This window comes from Sphingomonas sp. CFBP9019, assembly GCF_034045155.1.
GTDB lineage: Bacteria > Pseudomonadota > Alphaproteobacteria > Sphingomonadales > Sphingomonadaceae > Sphingomonas > Sphingomonas aerolata.
The window spans coordinates 29,603-48,603 of sequence record NZ_JAXCWK010000005.1 but is presented as its reverse complement, the minus strand read 5'-3'; the positions used below and the strand labels follow the sequence as shown (position 1 = coordinate 48,603).

The 19,001-nt window shown below is 66.2% G+C and carries 14 protein-coding genes; 10 read left to right on the top strand and 4 right to left on the bottom strand.

What is annotated here, in order from left to right; genetic code table 11:
* Positions 1 to 163: 163 nt before the first annotated feature.
* Complete coding sequence (gene acnA / locus SOM18_RS15310; protein WP_031396444.1) at positions 164 to 2,848, bottom strand: aconitate hydratase AcnA; 2,685 nt, start codon at positions 2,846 to 2,848, stop codon at positions 164 to 166.
* Between the two features lie 274 nt (positions 2,849 to 3,122).
* Here acnA and SOM18_RS15305 point away from each other — a divergent pair, with 274 nt between their 5' ends.
* The gene (locus tag SOM18_RS15305) at positions 3,123 to 3,560 is read left to right on the top strand and encodes a phasin family protein (RefSeq protein WP_031441762.1); all 438 of its coding nucleotides are present in this window, start codon (positions 3,123 to 3,125) and stop codon (positions 3,558 to 3,560) included.
* A 46-nt stretch (positions 3,561 to 3,606) separates the two neighbouring features.
* Here SOM18_RS15305 and SOM18_RS15300 read toward each other — a convergent pair whose 3' ends face one another.
* From SOM18_RS15300 to SOM18_RS15290, 3 genes are read right to left on the bottom strand one after another with little or no spacing between them, the layout of a single operon-like run.
* Entirely contained in the window at positions 3,607 to 5,181 is a 1,575-nt protein-coding gene (locus tag SOM18_RS15300; protein WP_414712130.1) for an efflux transporter outer membrane subunit, read from the bottom strand.
* Positions 5,181 to 8,456 (bottom strand): multidrug efflux RND transporter permease subunit, encoded by a 3,276-nt coding sequence (locus tag SOM18_RS15295; protein WP_042467751.1) that lies wholly within the window; start codon positions 8,454 to 8,456, stop codon positions 5,181 to 5,183. Before SOM18_RS15295 ends, SOM18_RS15300 begins: the two co-directional genes overlap by 1 nt.
* 6 nt (positions 8,457 to 8,462) lie before the next feature.
* Complete coding sequence (locus tag SOM18_RS15290) at positions 8,463 to 9,653, bottom strand: efflux RND transporter periplasmic adaptor subunit (protein WP_031441765.1); 1,191 nt, start codon at positions 9,651 to 9,653, stop codon at positions 8,463 to 8,465.
* Positions 9,654 to 10,232: 579 nt separating this feature from the next.
* Between SOM18_RS15290 and rpiA the strand changes: the two genes are divergently transcribed.
* From rpiA to SOM18_RS15245, 9 genes are all read left to right on the top strand, one after another.
* Positions 10,233 to 10,907, top strand: coding sequence for a ribose-5-phosphate isomerase RpiA (gene rpiA / locus SOM18_RS15285; RefSeq protein ID WP_031441766.1), 675 nt, complete (start codon positions 10,233 to 10,235; stop codon positions 10,905 to 10,907).
* A 70-nt stretch (positions 10,908 to 10,977) separates the two neighbouring features.
* Positions 10,978 to 13,071, top strand: a complete 2,094-nt coding sequence (gene tkt / locus SOM18_RS15280) for a transketolase (RefSeq protein ID WP_031441767.1) — start codon at positions 10,978 to 10,980, stop codon at positions 13,069 to 13,071.
* On the top strand, positions 13,071 to 14,195 hold the full coding sequence (gene tal / locus SOM18_RS15275) for a transaldolase (RefSeq protein WP_031441768.1): 1,125 nt from the start codon (positions 13,071 to 13,073) through the stop codon (positions 14,193 to 14,195). Before tkt ends, tal begins: the two co-directional genes overlap by 1 nt.
* Positions 14,196 to 14,247: 52 nt before the next feature.
* Positions 14,248 to 15,231 carry a phosphogluconate dehydrogenase (NAD(+)-dependent, decarboxylating) gene (gnd, locus tag SOM18_RS15270; protein ID WP_037528983.1) on the top strand — a complete coding sequence of 328 codons (984 nt, stop codon included), beginning with the start codon at positions 14,248 to 14,250 and terminating at the stop codon, positions 15,229 to 15,231.
* Entirely contained in the window at positions 15,228 to 16,037 is an 810-nt protein-coding gene (locus tag SOM18_RS15265; protein ID WP_320481933.1) for a Cof-type HAD-IIB family hydrolase, read from the top strand. The genes gnd and SOM18_RS15265 overlap by 4 nt, the downstream gene beginning before the upstream one ends.
* The gene (locus SOM18_RS15260) at positions 16,034 to 16,777 is read left to right on the top strand and encodes an HAD-IIB family hydrolase (RefSeq protein ID WP_031441770.1); all 744 of its coding nucleotides are present in this window, start codon (positions 16,034 to 16,036) and stop codon (positions 16,775 to 16,777) included. The genes SOM18_RS15265 and SOM18_RS15260 overlap by 4 nt, the downstream gene beginning before the upstream one ends.
* 4 nt (positions 16,778 to 16,781) lie before the next feature.
* Positions 16,782 to 17,237 carry a GreA/GreB family elongation factor gene (locus tag SOM18_RS15255; protein ID WP_031441771.1) on the top strand — a complete coding sequence of 152 codons (456 nt, stop codon included), beginning with the start codon at positions 16,782 to 16,784 and terminating at the stop codon, positions 17,235 to 17,237.
* The gene (locus tag SOM18_RS15250) at positions 17,237 to 17,419 is read left to right on the top strand and encodes a hypothetical protein (RefSeq protein ID WP_031396458.1); all 183 of its coding nucleotides are present in this window, start codon (positions 17,237 to 17,239) and stop codon (positions 17,417 to 17,419) included. Before SOM18_RS15255 ends, SOM18_RS15250 begins: the two co-directional genes overlap by 1 nt.
* A gap of 363 nt (positions 17,420 to 17,782) precedes the next feature.
* Positions 17,783 to 18,955: an NAD(P)/FAD-dependent oxidoreductase gene (locus tag SOM18_RS15245; protein ID WP_031441772.1), complete on the top strand. Its 1,173-nt coding sequence runs from the start codon at positions 17,783 to 17,785 to the stop codon at positions 18,953 to 18,955.
* Positions 18,956 to 19,001 lie beyond the last annotated feature (46 nt).

The following is a 19,001-nucleotide window of genomic DNA, read 5'->3' as shown; positions in this document are numbered from 1 at the left end:
TCTGGTGAAACTCGCCATCCAAAACACGTCATCCCAGCGAAGATCGGGATATCCCTTGTAGTGGGCGACATGCGCCTCACGGGGATATTCCGGCTTTCGCTGGAATGACGGTAGTTCAGGGGGCAGGCGTCGTCCCGGATTGCGCCGGGACGACGTCGCCGGATCAGGCGGCCAGCTTGCGCAGGACGTAGTGCAGGATGCCGCCGTTGAGGAAGTATTCCAGCTCGTTGACGGTATCGATCCGGCACTTGGTCTGGAACGTCTCGCTGGTGCCGTCGGCGCGGGTCATCTTGACGCTCACGTCCTGACGCGGGCGGATGCTTGCCACGTCGAGGATGGTGAACGTTTCCGAGCCGTCGAGGCCGAGCGTCTTGCGATCGGTGCCTTCGGCGAACTGCAGCGGCAGCACGCCCATGCCGACCAGGTTCGAGCGGTGGATACGCTCGAAGCTCTCGGTGATGACCGCGCGGACGCCGAGCAGGTTGGTGCCCTTGGCCGCCCAGTCGCGCGACGAACCGGTGCCATATTCCTTGCCCGCGACGATCACGAGCGGCGTGCCGTCCTGCTTGAAGCGCATCGCGGCGTCGTAGATCGCCATGACCTCGCCGTCATATTTGGACATGCCGCCTTCGACGCCGGGGACCATCTCGTTCTTGATGCGGATGTTGGCGAAGGTGCCGCGCATCATCACGTCATGGTTGCCGCGGCGTGCGCCATAGCTGTTGAAGTCGGCCTTGCTGACCTGATGCTCCTGGAGGAAGCGGCCGGCCGGGCTGTCCGCCTTGATCGAGCCTGCGGGCGAGATGTGATCGGTGGTGATCGAATCGCCGAGGATCGCGAGCGGCTTGGCGTCGATGATGTCCTGCACCGGCGACGGCGTCATGCTGAGGCCCTCGAAATAGGGCGGGTTGGCGACATAGGTCGACCCTGCGCGCCAGGCGTAGGTGTCCGAACCCGTGACGTCGATCTCGCGCCACTTCGAATCGCCCGCATAGACGTCGCCGTAGCGCGCGCCGAACATCGACGCGTCGATGTTGGCGTCCATCGTGCTGCGGACTTCCTCGTTGGTCGGCCAGATGTCGCGCAGATACACGTCCTGGCCGTCGGTGCCCTGACCCAGCGGCGTCTCGATCATGTCGGTCGTGACGGTGCCCTTGATCGCATAGGCGACGACGAGCGGCGGGCTGGCCAGGAAGTTGGCGCGGACGTCGGGCGAGACGCGGCCCTCAAAGTTGCGGTTGCCCGAGAGGACCGACGCCGCGACGAGGTCGTTCTCGTTGATCGCCGACGAAATCGCCGGCGCCAGCGGGCCCGAATTGCCGATGCAGGTCGTGCAACCATAGCCGACGAGGTTGAAGCCGAGTGCGTTGAGGTCGGCGGTGAGGCCGGCCTTGTCGAGATAGTCGGTGACGACCTGCGAACCAGGGGCCAGCGAGGTCTTCACCCAGGGCTTCGACTTGAGGCCCAGAGCGTTCGCCTTGCGCGCGACGAGACCGGCGGCGACGAGCACCGACGGGTTCGACGTGTTGGTGCAGCTGGTGATCGCGGCGATCACGACGTCGCCGTCGCCGATGTCGTGCTCACGCCCCTCGACCGCGACGCGCTCGGGCTGCTCCTTGTGGTACAGCTTGTGGAGGTCGCTGTTGAACACCTCGTCGACCTTGTTGAGGCTGACGCGGTCCTGCGGGCGCTTCGGGCCGGCGAGCGATGCGACGACCGACCCCATGTCGAGCTCGAGCGTGTCGGTGAAGACGGGGTCCTCGGCATTCTCGTCGCGCCAGAAGCCGTTGGCCTTGGCGTACGCCTCGACCAGCTCGACATTCTCATCGGAACGTGCCGTGAGGCGCATGTAATCGAGCGTCTTGTCGTCGATCGGGAAGAAGCCGCAGGTCGCGCCATATTCCGGCGCCATGTTGGCGATCGTCGCGCGATCGGCGAGCGTCATCGACGACAGGCCTGGGCCGAAGAACTCGACGAAGCGGCCGACCACGCCCTTGGCGCGCAGCATCTGCGTGACGGTGAGCACGAGATCGGTGGCGGTGATGCCCTCGTTCAGTGCGCCCGTCAGCTTGAAGCCGACGACTTCGGGGATCAGCATCGACACGGGCTGGCCGAGCATCGCGGCCTCGGCCTCGATCCCGCCGACGCCCCAGCCGAGCACGCCGAGACCGTTGATCATCGTCGTGTGGCTGTCGGTGCCGACCAGCGTGTCCGGATAGGCGATCATCGTGCCGTCGCCGTGGTCGCCCGACGAGGCCGACGACCAGACGGCCTGGCCGATATATTCGAGGTTCACCTGATGGCAGATGCCGGTGCCGGGGGGGACGACCTGGAAATTGTCGAGCGCCTTGCTGCCCCACTTGAGGAACTCGTAGCGCTCGATGTTGCGCTCATATTCGAGGTCGACGTTGTCCTCGAACGCCTTGGGCGTACCGAACTCGTCGACCATCACCGAGTGATCGATGACGAGGTGGACGGGGACCTGCGGGTTGATCTTCTCGGGGTTGCCGCCGAGCTTGGTCATCGCATCGCGCATCGCGGCGAGATCGACGACGCAGGGCACGCCGGTGAAATCCTGCATCAACACGCGCGCCGGGCGATACTGGATCTCGCGGTCGCTGCGACGCTCCTTCTGCCAGTCGACGATCGCCTGGATGTCGTCGCGCGTGACGGTGACGCCGTCCTCGAAGCGCAGCAGGTTCTCGAGCAGCACCTTCATCGAGAAGGGCAGGCGGCTGATGTCGCCGAGCTGTTCGGAGGCCTTGGCGAGGCTGTAATAGTCGTACGACTTGCCGCCGGTCGAAAGGCTCGTGCGGGTCTTGAGGGTGTCCTGGCCGATGGCAGTCATAGGGGTCCTTCCCGTGGGCGTCGGGCCGCCGGGCGCCGAGGGGAAAGCGGCCTATGGGACCGCGGGGGCGCGTAGGGGACCGACCTGAATGCGGTTACTGCCGGGGCCTTAGCAAGGGGGGGCGGGCGGGGGAAGGGCGGGTTTTGATTGAGACGCGGTTTCGCGTGCGCGACTAACATTGCGACCGACATTGCGACCGGGCCACAACCGGTTATGCTCCGGCTCCGTCGAAGGTCGATGCAGCAAGCACGCCGGAATGGAGAGGACCGTGATCATGTCAGACGATGTCAAAGCCGCAATCAACAAGGGTGCTGGTCGGGCAAAGGCCGCGACCGATCAGGCCGCCGACGCCGCGAAGACCGCGACCGACCGGATGCAGGCGGATGCGCAGAGCGCGCAGGCCGCGTTTTCGGATCATTTCGGTGAGCCCGCCAAGCGCGCCGGCGAGGCGCTGAAGGAATCGGGACGCAAGATGGCCGAGAACGGATCTACGATCGGCGCGAAGATGATCGACCAGGCCGAACAGAACACGCGCGAGGCGTTCGCGGCGATGCGCGAGGCGGCGTCCGCCAAGGACCTGACCGACGTGATGAAGATCCAGAGCGACTATCTGCGGACACAGAGCGAGCGGAGCATGAGCCAGGCGCGCGAGATCGGCGAGCTGATCATGCGGTTCGGGCGCGACGCGGTCACGCCGATGAAGGGCGGCTGATCATCGACCCGCGCCGGGCCGACAGGATCGGCCCGGCGCGACCGGCCTATTCCGTGCGCGGGGTGCCGGTGGCGGTGACCGGGCGCGGTCCGTTGGCGGTCGCCTCGAGCGTCGAGTCGCCGCCGAGCACGCGGTAGAGCGTGACGCGGTTGCTCGCGCCGACCAACTGCGTCGCGACGAGGTTGCGCTGCGCGGTGTAGAGCGAGCGCTGCGCGTCCAGCGAGCTGAGGAAGGTGTCGATCCCGCCGCGATAGCGCGCGTCGGACAGGCGATAGGTGTCCTGCGCCGCCGCGGCGAAATTGACGTTGGCGGCGAGCTGATCGGCGATCGTGCCCTGGCGCGCGAGCGCGTCGGCGGTTTCCTGGAACGCGGTCTGGATCGATTTTTCGTAGGTCGCGAGCGCGGCGTCGCGCTGCGCCTTGGTATATTCGACATTGGCGACGCCCGCGCCGGCGCGGAAGATCGGGTAGCTGATCGAGGGCGCGACCGAATAGTTGAACGCGCCGCCCGAAAACAGCGAGGTCAGCGCGCTGCTGGCAAAGCCGAGCAGGCCGGTGAGCGACACGCGCGGGAACAGCTCGGCACGCGCGGCGCCGATCTCGGCATTGGTCGCACGCAACTCATATTCCGCCTGAACGACGTCGGGGCGGCGGAGCAGGATGCCGCTGTCGAGGCCGGCGGGCAGGGTGGCGACGGTCGGCAGCGCCTGCTCGATCGAGGCGGGGAGGAGCGCGGCGTCGACCGGCGCACCGACGAGCAGTTGCAGCGCGTTGATATCCTGGGCGAGCGCGGTCTTCTGAGTCGCGAGGTCGGATTGCGCGGTGAACAGGATCTGCTGGGCCTGACGCAAGTCGGTGCGCGGCGCGACGCCGCCGCGGAGCCGCGCCTGAGTGAGCGTGACGCTGCGCTGCGAGCTGGCGACGGTGTCCTGCGCGATTCGGAGCAGGCTCTGGTCCGAGGCATAGGTCAGCCACGCGTCGGCGATGTCGCCGACCAGCGTCAGCCGGGTCGCGCGCGCCGCGGCCTCGGTCTCGAAATAACGGTTGAGCGCGGCACCGGTGAGCGAGCGGATGCGGCCGAACAGGTCGAGCTCGAACGCGGTGGTGCCGAGGTCGACCGAGAAGGCGCTGTTCGAGCTGGACGAGCTGACGACGGTCCCGCCCGTGCCGGTGCCGCCGGTCCCCGTGCCGGTCCCGCCCGTGCCGGTTCCTGTCCCGGTTCCTGTGCCGCCGGTGCCCGTGCCTGTGCCCGTGTTGCTGGTCGCGGTGCTGCGCGCGCCATTGCCGCCGCCCGAATAGCTGTAGCGGCCGCTCGCATCGATCTGGGGGAGCAGGTCGGCGCGCTGGATGCGATATTGCGCGCGGGTCGCGGCGATGTTCGCCGCGGCGACGCGCAGGTCGCGGTTGTTCGCGAGCGCCTGGACGATGATCTGCTGGAGCCGCGGGTCGCGGAACACGTCGCGGTAGGTGAAGGCCGGCAGCGCCGCCTCGGACTGCCGCAGATAGGCGTCGCCGACCGGCCAGGACACCGGCGTCGGCAGCTCGGGCCGGACATATTTGGGGGCAAGCGAGCAGCCCGCGAGCGCGGTCGACGCGGCGAGGATCAGGAGTGGCGAACGCATCATGCGGGCTCCGGCCGGTGGGGGCCTGGTTGTTCGGGAGGACCGAGCTTTTCGGAATCGCGACCGTCATGGTCATCCTCGCCGCCGTGGAAGCCGGTCGGTCGACCACGCAGCTTGGCGATGCCGTCGCGCGCGCCGCGGCGGACGAGCACGAAGAACAGCGGGATGTAGAAGATCGCGAGCAGGGTCGCGGTCAGCATCCCGCCGACCACCGCGGTGCCGATCGCGATACGGCTGTTCGCACCCGCGCCGGTCGACAGCGCGAGCGGCAGCACGCCGAGGATGAACGCGAACGACGTCATCAGGATCGGACGAAGACGGATCTTGGCGGCGGACAGTGCGGCCTCGATGACGCGCTTGCCCTTGCGCTCTTCCTGTTCGGCGAACTCGATCATCAGGATCGCGTTCTTCGCCGCGAGCCCCATCGTCGTCAGCAGCCCGATCTGGAGATACACGTCGTTGATGAGCCCGCGCAGCGTCACCGCGAGGATCGCGCCGACGAGGCCCAGGGGGATGACGAGCAGCACCGCGATCGGGATCGACCAGCTTTCATAGAGCGCGGCGAGGCACAGGAAGACGACGAGCAGCGACAGCCCGTAGAGGATCGGCGCCTGACCCGAGGACAGGCGTTCCTGGTAGGAGAGCCCCGACCACGCGACCGAGGTGCCGGGGATCTTCCCGGCGAGCTCGGCGATCCGGGTCATCGCGTCGCCCGAGCTGACGCCCGCCGCGCCCGACCCCTGGATCTCGTAGGACGAGATGCCGTTGAACCGCGACAGCGTCGTCGGTGCCTGCGACCAGCTGGTCCGCGCGAACGAGGAGAAGGGCGCCATCTGGCCGTTCGATCCGCGGACGAACCACTGGCTCAGGTCCGAGGGTGCCGCGCGGAACTGCGCGTCGCCCTGGACATAGACGCGCTTGACGCGGCCGCGGTCGATGAAGTCGTTGACATACTGGCCGCCCCAGGCGGTCGACAGCGTCGAGTTCACGTTCGCCTGGGTCAGCCCGAGCGTCGAGAGCTTCTGCTGGTCGGCATCGACACGCAGCGTCGCGACGTCGGGCAATTCTGTCAGGCGGATCGCGGTCAGCGAGGAATCGGCGCGGGCGAGCGCGAGCAGCTTGTCGCGTGCGGCGTTGAACTCGGTCTGGCTCAGGCTGCCGCTGTTCTGCAGCTGCATCGTGAAGCCGTTCGACGAGCCGAGACCGCGGATCGCCGGCGGGACAAGCGAATAGACCTGCGCATCGCGGAAACCTGCGAACGCCTGGGCCGCGCGCCCGGTGATCGCCTCGGCTGTATTCTCCTTGCCCTCGCGATTTTCCCACGGCGCGAACGAGACGAAGCCCTGGCCGGTATTCTGCCCGCTCGCACCACCGCCACCGCCGCCGCTGACGGTGAACATCGTGCTCACATTGGCCTTCTCGTTGGTGAAGTAATATTTCTCGATCTGCTTCTGCAGCGCGAAGGTGCGCCCTTGCGTCGCGCCTGCGGGCAGCTGGAACTGGACGATGCCGGTGCCCTGGTCCTCGGTCGGCAGGAAGCCCGTGGGCAGGCGGAGGAACATCACCGCGAGCAGCGCGACGACTGCGGCATAGATCAGCAGGAACAGCCATTTGCGATTGACCACCGACTGGACGGCGCCGACGTATTTCCTGGTACCCTTTTCGAACGTGTCGTTGAACTTGTCGCCCGCGCGCGTGAAGAAATGCGCGACCTTCGGAAATTTGCGCTCGCCCCAGCTCTGTTCGGGATTGCCGTCGGCATCCTTCTTCTTCTGCTTGAGCAAAGTCGCGGTCAGCGCGGGCGACAGGATCAGCGCGACGAGCACCGACAGGACCATCGCCGACACCATCGTCAGCGAGAACTGGCGGTAGATCACGCCGGTCGACCCCCCGAAGAACGCCATCGGCAGGAACACCGCCGACAGGACGAGCGCGATCGCGACCAGCGCGACGGTGATCTCGTTCATTGACTCGATCGTCGCCTCGCGCGGCGACATGTCGGGATTTTCCTCCATCAGCCGCTCGACATTCTCGACGACGACGATCGCGTCGTCGACGAGCAGGCCGATCGCGAGCACGAGCCCGAACAGCGTCAGCGTGTTGATCGAGAAGCCCGCGAGATAGAAGACGCCGAACGTGCCGAGCAGCACGACCGGCACCGCGATCGTCGGGATCAGCGTCGCGCGCCAGCTCTGCAGGAAGACGAACATGACGATGACGACGAGGATGACCGCCTCGATCAGCGTCTTGATGACTTCTTCGATCGACAGCTTGATGAAGTTGGTCGTGTCGTTGGCGTAAGCGAATTTGAGGCCGGGCGGGAAGCTCTTGGCCGACTTCTCGACATAGGCCTTGACCAGCTCGGCGGTCTTGAGCGCGTCGGCGCCGGGGGCCAGCAGCACCGCGATGCCCGCGCCCGGATGCGCGTTGACGCGGCTGCGCGCGTTGTAGTTTTCGGCGCCCAGCTCGATCCGCGCGACGTCGCGCAGCTTGACCGTCGCGCTGGTATTGGTCGTCTTCAGGATGATGTTGGCGAACTGCTCGGGCGTCTGGAGACGCGACTGCGCGGTGACGGTCGCGTTCAGCATCTGCGTGTCGGGCTGGGGCTGGCCGCCGAGCTCGCCGGCCGCGACCTCGGTATTCTGCGCCTGGATCGCGGTCGTTACGTCGCTCGGAATCAGCTGGAAGCTCGCCAGCTTGTTCGGGTCGAGCCAGATCCGCATCGCGTACTGCGCGCCGAACACGTTGCTGTCGCCGATGCCGGGAATACGGCCGAGCGGATCCTGGAGGTTCGAGACGAGATAGTCCGAGACGTCCTGGTTGGTCAGCTTGTCGGTCTCGTCATAGACGCCGACGATCAGCAGGTTGTCCGGGTTCGACTTGCGGACGACGAGGCCCTGCTGCTGCACCTGGGTGGGGAGGCGCGACAGTGTCTGCTGGACCTGGTTCTGGACCTGGACCTGCGCGATGTCGGGATCGGTGCCCTTTTCGAACGTGACCGTGACCGTCACCGAGCCGCGCGACGACGAGGACGAGCTGAAATAGATCAGCCCGTCGATGCCGGTCAGCGACTGTTCGACGACCTGCGTCACGCTGTTCTGGATCGTCTGCGCGTTGGCGCCCGGGAAGGTCGCGCGGATCGTCACCTGCGGCGGCGCGACGTCGGGATATTGCGCGATCGGCAGGCTCATGATCGCGCCGATGCCGCCGAGCATCACGATGATCGCGAGCACCCAGGCGAAGATCGGGCGATCGATGAAGACACGGGATAACATAAGGGTCTAGCCGGCCTTTTTCTGGCTGGCCTTATCGCCACCCGAGGAGTCGCCCTTGGGCGCTTCGATCTTTTGCGCGGTGTTTTCGGGGACCGGCTTCACGCTCTGATTGGGGGCGATCTTCGACAGCCCCTGCGTGATGATCCGGTCGCCGGGGTTGAGCCCGCTGGTGACGACCCAATAGGGGCCCTGCGTCCGGTCGGCCTTGATCGTCTTCTGCACCGCCTTGTTGTCGGCACTGACGACATAGACGGTCGCATTGCCCTTCGCGTCGCGCGCGACGCCCGCTTGCGGCACGAGGAAGGCGCGCTGGTTGATCGCCTGCGCGAACTTCGCCTGGACGAACATGCCCGGCAGCAACAGCCCTTGCGGGTTGGGGAAGCGTGCGCGCAGCGTCACGGTGCCGGTCTCGGTGTTGACCAGCGCCTCGGCGAATTCGACCGAGCCGGTCGCGCCGTAATCGCTGCCGTCCTCGAGCTTGAGGCGCACCTCGGCGCGGGTCGGGACGATGCCGTTCTGGCCGAGCGAGCGGCGCAGCGCGAGCAGGTCGCCCGAGGCCTGCTGGATGTCGACGAAGATCGGGTCGAGCCGCTGGATCTGCGACAGCGGATCGGTCTGCGTCGCGGAGACGAGCGCGCCGACGGTGAACAGCGAGCGGCCGATCTTCCCGGTGATCGGCGCGGGGACGGTCGTGAACTTCAGGTTGATCTGCGCGGTCTCGAGCGCGGCGCGGGTCTGCGCGACCGACGCGGTCGCCTGGCGCGAGGTCGCGATCGCGTTGGTGTAATCCTGCTTGCTGATCGCTTCCATCTCGGCGAGCGGCTTGTACCGCTGCGCAAGGATGCCCTGCGCCTCGGCATTGGCGCGCGCGCTCTGCAGATTGGCCTGCGCCTCGTTGGCGGCGGCGCGGTAGAGGCGCGGGTCGATCTCGTAGAGCGGCTGGCCCTTCTTGACGAGCGTGCCCTCGGTGAAGAAGCGGCGGCGGATGATCCCGGTGACCTGGGGGCGGACGTCCGAGCTTTCGAACGCGGTGGTGCGGCCGCTGAGTTCGGTGGTCATCGCGACGCTCGACGGCTGGATGACGACATAGCCGACGGTGGGGGTGCCCTGACCCGGCTGACCGCCCTTGCCCTTGCCTTTTGCGGCATCGCCGCCGCCACCGGAACAGGCCGCGAGGCCGATCAGCGCGGGTGCCATCACGGCGTAGCGCCAAGGGGTAAGTCGTTTGGCTATCAAGTGGGGTATCCGCGATCAGATGAGGGCCGGCTAAACCATGCGGATGTACCAGAAGTATGTCAGTTGAAAAGCGGACGCGAAAAATAGGGAAGAAAGAGTAACCTGGTTTGTTGGTGGGGTGTTTTCTGGTGTTTCCGTGGCGGGGTTTTATCGCGGTCGGTTGTGGTGCTGGAGGGCGGGATCCAAGCGGCGAGGGGATCTTTGGTGGCTCTGGATCCTGACTTTCGTCAGGATGACGGGTGGTTTGGGGGGCTGTTAGGATGATCCCCGGGGCGGTTCGTTCTCCTGATCCGTTTGTTCCCTGATCCGTCCGTTACCCCCTACTCCGTTCGTTGCGTTTATTCGGTCGTCCCCCCCCCGTTCGTGCTGAGCGAAGTCGAAGCACCTTCTCCTGGGGCATGCCCTTCGACTTCGCTCAGGGCGAACGGGAGGAGGGGGGCGGGCGAGCGGGAGGGGCGAACGGGAGGGAAGGGCGCGGTTGGACTTGATCGGGGGCAAGTGGTTTGAAACGGGCGCAGCTGCTTTGAAAGGCGTGTGACGATGATCGATGACGACAAGCAGGCGGCGGCGGTGGCGGCGGTGGCGGAGGTTCGGGACGGGATGCTGGTCGGGCTGGGTACCGGGTCGACCGCGGCGTTCGCGATCCGCGCGCTCGGCGAGCGGGTCGCGGCGGGGCTCGACGTCCGCGCGGTCGTCACGTCCGAGGCGAGCGGCGCGCTGGCGCGGCAGGTGGGTATCGCGGTGCTCGACTTTGCCGATATCGCGCAGGTCGACCTGACGATCGACGGCGCGGACGAGATCGATGCGTGCTGTTTCGCGATCAAGGGCGCGGGCGGGGCGATGCTGCGCGAGAAGATCGTCGCCGCAAGCTCGGCACGGATGGTCGTGATTGCGGACGGATCGAAGCGGGTCGAACGGATCGGTGCGGCGAAGCTGCCGGTCGAACTGCTGCCCTTCGCGCGAGGCTATGTGATGCGCGTGCTGGCCGACCTTGGCGGAGCGCCGGTGATTCGGCCCAACTATCGGACGGATCAGGACAATCTTGTCGCGGATTGCCGATTTCCGGCACTCGAGGACCCGCACGCGCTCGCTGCGGTGCTGGCGGCGATTCCGGGCGTGCTGGGCCACGGATTGTTCCTCGACGAGGTCGATGCCGCGTATATTGCATCGAAAGGCGTCGTTACGCGACTGGAACGCTCGGGTGCATCCGCCTAAAGGCATCCTATGTTGGCAACCAGATCGGATGCGCGGCGTTCGGTCACCGTCTAGAGCGAGGCTTTCTTTCATGACCGATACCGCAACCGCCCCCACGATGAAGGCGGATCCGAACCTGCACGAGGACGGTTCGCCCGAGCGTCTGACGATCGATACGATCCGCACGCTGTCGATGGACGCGGTGCAGAAGGCCAATTCGGGCCATCCCGGCACGCCGATGGCGCTCGCGCCGGTCGGCTACACGCTCTGGTCGAAATTCCTGCGTTACGACCCCAAGCACGCCGACTGGCCCAATCGCGACCGGTTCGTGCTGTCGGTCGGCCATGCGTCGATGCTGCTCTATGCGCTGATCCACCTCGCCAAGATCGAAGAGATCAGCGCGGACGGCGAGAAGAGCGGCAAGGAGGCGGTCAGCCTCGAGGACATCCGGCAGTTCCGCCAGCTCTCGTCCAAGACCCCGGGTCACCCCGAATATCGCCACACCACGGGCGTCGAGACCACCACCGGCCCGCTCGGCCAGGGTTGCGGCAATTCGGTCGGCATGGCGATCGCCGAGCGCTGGCTCGCGGCGCGCTACAACAAGGACGGCTTCACGCTGTTCGACCATGACGTCTACACCATCTGTGGCGATGGCGACATGATGGAGGGCGTCTCGGCCGAGGCGGCGAGCATGGCCGGGCATCTGAAGCTCAGCAATCTGTGCTGGATCTACGACAGCAACCACATCTCGATCGAGGGCGCGACCGATCTCGCGTTCGACGAGGATGTCGGCCTGCGCTTCGACGCCTATGGCTGGAACGTCATCCATGTCGACGACGCGAACGACACCGCCGCGCTGAGCCGTGCGATCGAGACGTTCAAGGCGACGACCGACAAGCCGACCTTCATCGTCGTGCATTCGGTGATCGGCTATGGCAGCCCGAAGGCGGGCAGCGAGAAGGCGCATGGTGAGCCGCTCGGCGACGAGAATATCCGCCTCACCAAGCAGGCCTATGGCTGGCCCGAGGACAAGTCCTTCTACGTACCCGATGGCGTGATCGAGCATTTCAACGGTGCGATCGCGGAGCGTGGCGCGAAGCTGCGCGACGAATGGGTCGCGCTGACCGACAAGTATCGTGACGCATATCCCGAGCTGTCGGCCGAACTCGAGCTGCTGCTCAAGGACGAGCTGCCCGAGGGCTGGGACGCGGACATTCCGGTGTTCGAGGCCGATCCCAAGGGTGTTGCCAGCCGCGATTCGGGTGGCAAGGTGCTCAACGCGATTGCCGCCAAGGTGCCGTGGCTGATCGGCGGTTCGGCCGATCTCGCGCCGTCGACCAAGACCGACATCAAGGGCCAGCCCTCGTTCGAGGCGAACAACTATGCCGGCCGCAACTTCCATTTCGGCATTCGCGAACATGGCATGGGCGCGATCGTCAACGGCATGGCGCTGTCGCATCTGCGCTCCTACGGCTCCACCTTCCTCGTCTTCGTCGATTATATGCGTGCACCGGTGCGGCTGTCGGCGATCATGGAGGTCGGCGCGGTCTGGGTGTTCACGCACGACTCGATCGGCGTCGGCGAGGACGGCCCGACGCATCAGCCGATCGAGCATCTCGCCACGCTGCGCGCGATCCCCGGGCTCGACACGATCCGTCCGAGCGACGCGAACGAAGTTGTCGCGGCATGGAAGGCGGTCCTGAAGGACGCCAGCACGCCCGCCGCGCTGATCCTGTCGCGTCAGGCGCTGCCGACGCTCGACCGGACCAAATATGCGAGCGCGGATGGCGTCGAGCAGGGCGGCTACGTCCTTGCGGACTGTGACGGCACGCCCGACGTGATCCTGATCGCGACGGGCAGCGAAGTGTCGCTGGCGGTCGAGGCGCATGAGAAGCTGGTCGCGGACGGCGTGAAGAGCCGGGTCGTGTCGATGCCGAGCTGGTATCGCTACGAGCTGCAGGACGCCGCGTACAAGGAAAGCGTGTTGCCGCGGGGCGTGCGCGCCCGCGTCGCGATCGAGATGGCCGGGTCGATCGGCTGGGATCGCTATGTCGGGCTCGACGGCGCGACCGTGACGATGTCGACTTTCGGTGCCTCGGCACCGCTCGCCAAACTGCAGGACAAGTTCGGGTTCACCGTCGACAATGTCGTCAAGGTTGCCCGCCAGGTTATGGAGACCAAGTGATGGGTGCGCTCAACGATCTCGAAGGCTTCGGCCAGGCGGTGTGGCTCGATTTCGTCGATCGGAAGTTCCTGGAGGCCGGCGGTCTCCAGAAGCTGGTCGATGAGGACGGGCTGACCGGTGTCACCTCCAACCCGTCCATCTTCGAAAAGGCGATGGGGCATGGCGACGCCTATGACTCGACGCTCGCGAAGTTCGACAAGGAGAATCCCGGCGCGGCGACGATCGACCGCTACGAGCATCTCGCGATCCAGGACATCAAGGCGGCGGCGGAGACGCTGAAGCCCGTGTATGACCGGCTCGACGCGAAGGACGGCTATGTCAGCCTCGAAGTGTCGCCCTATATCTCGGACGATACCGACGCGACGATCGCCGAGGCGCGCAAGCTGTGGGCGGCGGTCAACCGGCCGAACTTGATGATCAAGATCCCGGGGACGCTCGCGGGCGGCCCGGCAATCTCGACTGCGATCTCGGAAGGGATCAACGTCAACGTCACGCTGCTGTTCTCGATCGACGCCTATGTCCGCGTCGCCGAGGCTTATGCCGCAGGACTCGAGAAGCGCGTTGCCGAGGGCAAGCCGATCGACAAGATCGCCAGCGTTGCGAGCTTCTTCGTCAGCCGGATCGATACGATGATCGACAAGCAGATCGATGCACGGCTCGAAAAGGGTGATGCCGAGGCGGATGCGCTGAAGGCGGTGCGCGGCAAGGTCGCGATCGCCAACGCCAAGATGGCGTATCAATGGTATCTCGACTTCCTGAAGTCGGATCGCTGGCAGGCGCTCGCCGCCAAGGGCGCTCAGCCGCAGCGGCTATTGTGGGCGTCGACCGGGGTCAAGGATCCGAGCTATCCCGACACGCTCTACATCGACACGCTGATCGGCCCTGACACGGTCAACACGATGCCGCCAAAGACGATGGACGCGTTTCGCGACCATGGCACTGCGGCGGAGACGATCACCGCGGATGTCGACGGCGCGAAGCATGTGCTGGCGGAAGCCGAGCGGCTGGGCCTCGACCTGACCGGCGTGACCGGCACGCTGGTCGAAGAGGGCGTCGCCTCGTTCGTGAAGGCGTTCGACGACCTGCTCGGGTCGATCGCGAAGAAGCAGCCCGCGACGGCCTGACCCTTCTGCTCCCTCTCCCCGTTGGGGAGAGGGAGAAGACAAGGATTTCCCTATGAAGATCGGACTGATCGGCCTCGGCCGGATGGGCGGCAATATCGCGCGCCGGTTGATGAAGAACGGCCATGAGGTCGTCGCGTTCGATCGCGATGCGGAGGCGGTGAAGAAGCTGGCGGCGGATGGCGCGATCGGCGCGGACTCGCTCGACGACATGCGCGGCAAGCTCGACACGCCGGCGATCTGGTGGGTGATGGTGCCCGCGGGCGAGCCGACCGAGCAGACCGTACAGGCGATCGCCGAAAAGGCCGCCGAGGGCGACATCATCATCGATGGCGGCAACAGCTTCTACAAGGACGACGTCCGCCGCGCGAAGGAGCTCGCCGAAAAGGGCATCCGCTATGTCGACGTCGGCACGTCGGGCGGCGTCTGGGGCCTCGAGCGCGGCTATTGCATGATGATCGGCGGCGAGACGGAGACGGTCGATTATCTCGATCCGATCTTCGACACGCTGGCACCGGGCATGGGCGAGATCGTCCGCACGCCGGGCCGCATCGAGGGGCAGGCCGATCCGCGTGCGGAAAAGGGCTATATCCACGCCGGCCCTCCGGGTGCCGGGCATTTCGTCAAGATGGTCCATAACGGTATCGAATACGGCCTGATGCAGGCCTATGCCGAGGGCTTCGACATCCTCAAGGGCAAGTCGGGCGAGCATGTCGCCGAGGACCAGCGCTTCGACATCAACCTGACCGACGTCGCCGAAGTGTGGCGTCGCGGCAGCGTGATCTCGTCGTGGCTGCTCGACCTGTCGGCGATCGCGCTGGCCAAGGACGGCACGCTCGAGGGGTTCAGCGGCAGCGTCGCGGATTCGGGCGAGGGTCAGTGGACGATCGACGCGGCGATGGAAGAGAAGGTGCCCGCCAACGTGCTGAGCGCCGCGCTCTACGCACGCTATCGCAGCCGGGTCGACCATACGTTCGGTGACAAGCTGTTGTCGGCGATGCGCTTCGGCTTTGGCGGGCATGTCGAGATGCCCCAGTGAGCATCAAGCTCCTGGTGTCCGACGTCGACGGCACGCTCGTCGACAAGGACAAGAAGGTCGCACCCGCGACGGTCGATGCGGTCAAACGGCTGAAGGCGGCGGGCCTGGGCTTCACGATCATCAGCGCGCGGCCGCGGTCAGGCATGATGCCGATCGCCGACCTGCTCGGCATCGACGAGCCGATGGGCGCGTTCAACGGCGGGATCGTGTTCAAGCGCGACGGTACGGTGATCGAGCATCACATGGTCGATATCGACGTCGTGCGCGGCGCGATGGAGATCATCGGTGACGCCCCCGTCGATACCTGGATCTTCGCCGACGACGTCTGGTATGCCAGCACCGACCAGGGCGGGCATGTCGACAGCGAGCGCAAGGCCTCGGCGCAGGATCCGGTGATCGTCGCCGACTTCACCGACCTGCTCGGCAAGGCGGACAAGGTGACGTTCGTCAGCGACGACGAGGACCTGCTGCGCGACCTGCACGCCAAGGTCGCAGCGAAATTCGACGCGCAGGCGACGATCGTCCAGAGCCAGACCTATTATCTCGACATCACGCCCGTGGCGGGCAACAAGGGCAGCGGGATCGAGGAACTCGCGGACGCGTTCGGCATCAGCCTGACGCGGACCGCGGCGATCGGCGACCAGGCGAACGACATCGCGATGCTCAAGCGGGCCAGGCTGGCGATCGCGATGGGCAATGCGCCGCAGTCCGTCCGCGACGTCGCGCACGAGATTACCACCGCGAACGATGCCGATGGCGTCGCGCACGCGATCGATACATTTATCCTGACTGGAGTTTCCGCATGAAAGAGTTGGTTGCCTTTGACCTCGACGGAACGCTGGCCGAAAGCAAGCAGCCCTTGCAGGAGCCGATGGGCGAGGCGCTCGCCGACCTGCTCGACGTCGCGCATGTCGCGGTGATCTCGGGTGGCGACTGGCCGCAGTTCGAAAAGCAGGTCGCGAGCCGCCTGCCCGAGCGCGCTGATCGCACCAAGCTGTGGCTGATGCCGACGACCGGCACCAAGCTGTACCGGTTCGACGACGCCTGGCGTGCGGTCTATGCCGAGCTGTTCGAGGACGACGAGAAGCAGAAGATCCTGAAGGCGTTCGATGAGTCGCTCGAGGCGACCGGGTTCGTCCCCGAGCAGACCTGGGGCGAGCGGATCGAGGATCGCGGCAGCCAGATCACCTTCTCCGCGCTCGGCCAGGAAGCACCGATCGACGCCAAACACAGCTGGGATCCCGATTTCGCCAAGCGCAAGGTGATCCAGGCCGATCTGCGCCAGCGTCTGCCGGGTCTGTCGATCAACATGGGCGGCGCGACCTCGATCGACATCACGCGCGAAGGTGTCGACAAGGCGTATGGCCTGAAGAAGCTCAACGAGGCGAGCGGCATCGCGCTCGACAAGATGATGTTCATCGGCGACGCGATCTTCCCGGGCGGCAACGACTATCCGGCCGAGCAGCTCGGGCTCGACGTCGTGAAGGTGAAGAATGTCGATGGCACGCTGGCGGCGATCGCCGGGATCGTCGCATGTCTGAAGTAAGCGCATGAGCGTCGCGTTTCGCCGTGAAAGCGACGAGGAACATCTTGAGCCGAAGTTCGAACAGCCGATCGCGCCGGGGCCCAATCTGGTCACGGCGCGCGGCCTTGCGCTGATCGGCGAGCGCGTCGAGACGATCGAGGCGGCGGTGGCGGCCGAGACCGACGAGGAAGCACGCAAGGTTCTGCTGCGCGACCTGCGCTACTGGCACACACGGCAGACGACGGCAGAGCTCGCGCCGGAGCCCGAAGAGGGTGAGGTCGGGATCGGATCGTCGGTGCGCGTGCGGATGAACGGCGCGGAACGGACGATCGCGATCGTCGGCGGCGACGAGGCCGAGCCGGGCGAGGATCGCCTCGCTTTCTCCGCCCCGCTCGCGCGCGCGCTGATGGGCGCCGCAGTGGGCGAGACGGTCGCGTTTGCCGGCAAGGCGGATGCGATCGAGATAGTGGAGATCGCATAATGGCCGAGGCAAAATTCGAACGGCACCGCCAGCCCTGGACCCAGGACGAGATTCAGAAGCTGCACACGCTCGCCAAGAAGGGCATGGCGCTGAAGGCGATCGCCAAGGCGCTGACGCGGAGCGAGGAATCGGTGAAGACGCGGGCGAAGGAAGATTCGCTGAATATCGCGAAGCTGCGCTGATTTTTTAGTCATCCTGGACGTGATCCAGGATCCAGAGCCGCCGGCGTCGCCGCTTGTGGCTCTGGATCCTGACTTTTGTCAGGATGACGATTGAAGAATTCACTACCCCGGCGGGGGCCGGGGTCCAGTTGGCGAGGTGGGGGTAACGGCGCGCGACGTGCGTCATTGCCGTCCCCCAACTGGGCCCCGGCCTTCGCCGGGGTGGTGCTTTCGTTAGGAGCCGGTGGCGCCTATATGGGCGATCCCGAACGCGCTACATCCGGCCTTGTTCTCCCGCAAAGGCGGGAGCCCAGTCCGGGTCCCGCCTTCGCGGGGAAACACCTTTGACCAGCGGCCGGCACCCCGCGCCGCACGGAGCGAACCTTGTCCGACTATGACGCGATCATCCTCGGGGCGGGCGCCGCCGGGCTCATGTGCGCCGCGGTCGCGGGGCAGCGCGGGCGGCGAGTCCTACTCGTCGACCATGCCGAGCAGGCGGGGAAGAAGATCCTGATCTCGGGCGGCGGGCGGTGCAATTTCACCAACATGCACACCGCCGCCGACCGCTATATCTCCGCCAATCCGCATTTCGCCAAGTCCGCGCTCGGTCGCTACACCGCGCAGGATTTCCTCGCCCTCGTCGAGTCCTACGGGATCGCGTGGCACGAAAAGACGCTGGGGCAGCTGTTCTGCGATGGCTCGGCGAAACAGATCGTCGAGATGCTGCTCGATGAATGCGACAAGGGGCGGGTCGACCTGTCGCTGGGACGCGGCGTCACTGCGGTCGAGCAGGGTGACGGCGGCTACCGCGTCGCGATCGACGGCCGCGCGGTCACCGCGCCCGCGCTGGTGATCGCGACCGGTGGGCCGTCGATCCCGAAGATGGGCGCGACCGGTTTTGCCTATGATCTGGCGCGGCAATTCGGGTTGAAGGTGGTCGAGCCGCGGCCCGCGCTCGTCCCGCTGACGCTCGGCGGCGACGAGATCCTGTTTCGCGAATTGTCGGGCGTCGCCGCCGATGTCGTTGCGACGGCCGGCAAGACCGCGTTTCGCGAGGCGGCGCTGTTCACGCATCGCGGGCTGTCGGGCCCGGCGATCCTGCAGGCCTCGTCCTATTGGCGGCATGGCCAGCCGGTGGGCATCGATTTTGTCCCCGACCGGGACTCCGGCTGGCTCCCCGCGGCGAAGCGCACCACGCCGCGTACGACGCTGCGCAAACTGCTCGGGGGGACGCTGCCCGACCGACTCGCGGAGACGCTGAGCGAGCGGCTGGGGATGACGGGGGAGATTTCCACGCTCACCGATCGCCGGCTGCAGGACGCCGAGCGTGCGCTAAGCCATTGGCAATTCACGCCAAATGGCAGCGAAGGCTATGCCAAGGCGGAGGTGACGGCGGGCGGAATCAGCACTGCTGAGCTTTCTTCACAAACAATGGAAGCCAAACGCGTAAAAAACCTGTATGCGGTCGGCGAAGCGGTCGATGTCACAGGGTGGCTCGGCGGCTACAACTTCCAATGGGCATGGGCGAGCGGGTGGGCCGCGGGCCAAGTCCTGTAGGGACCACCACGCCAGTGCTTTGCCGTAGCGTCAAGCCGGCCACCAA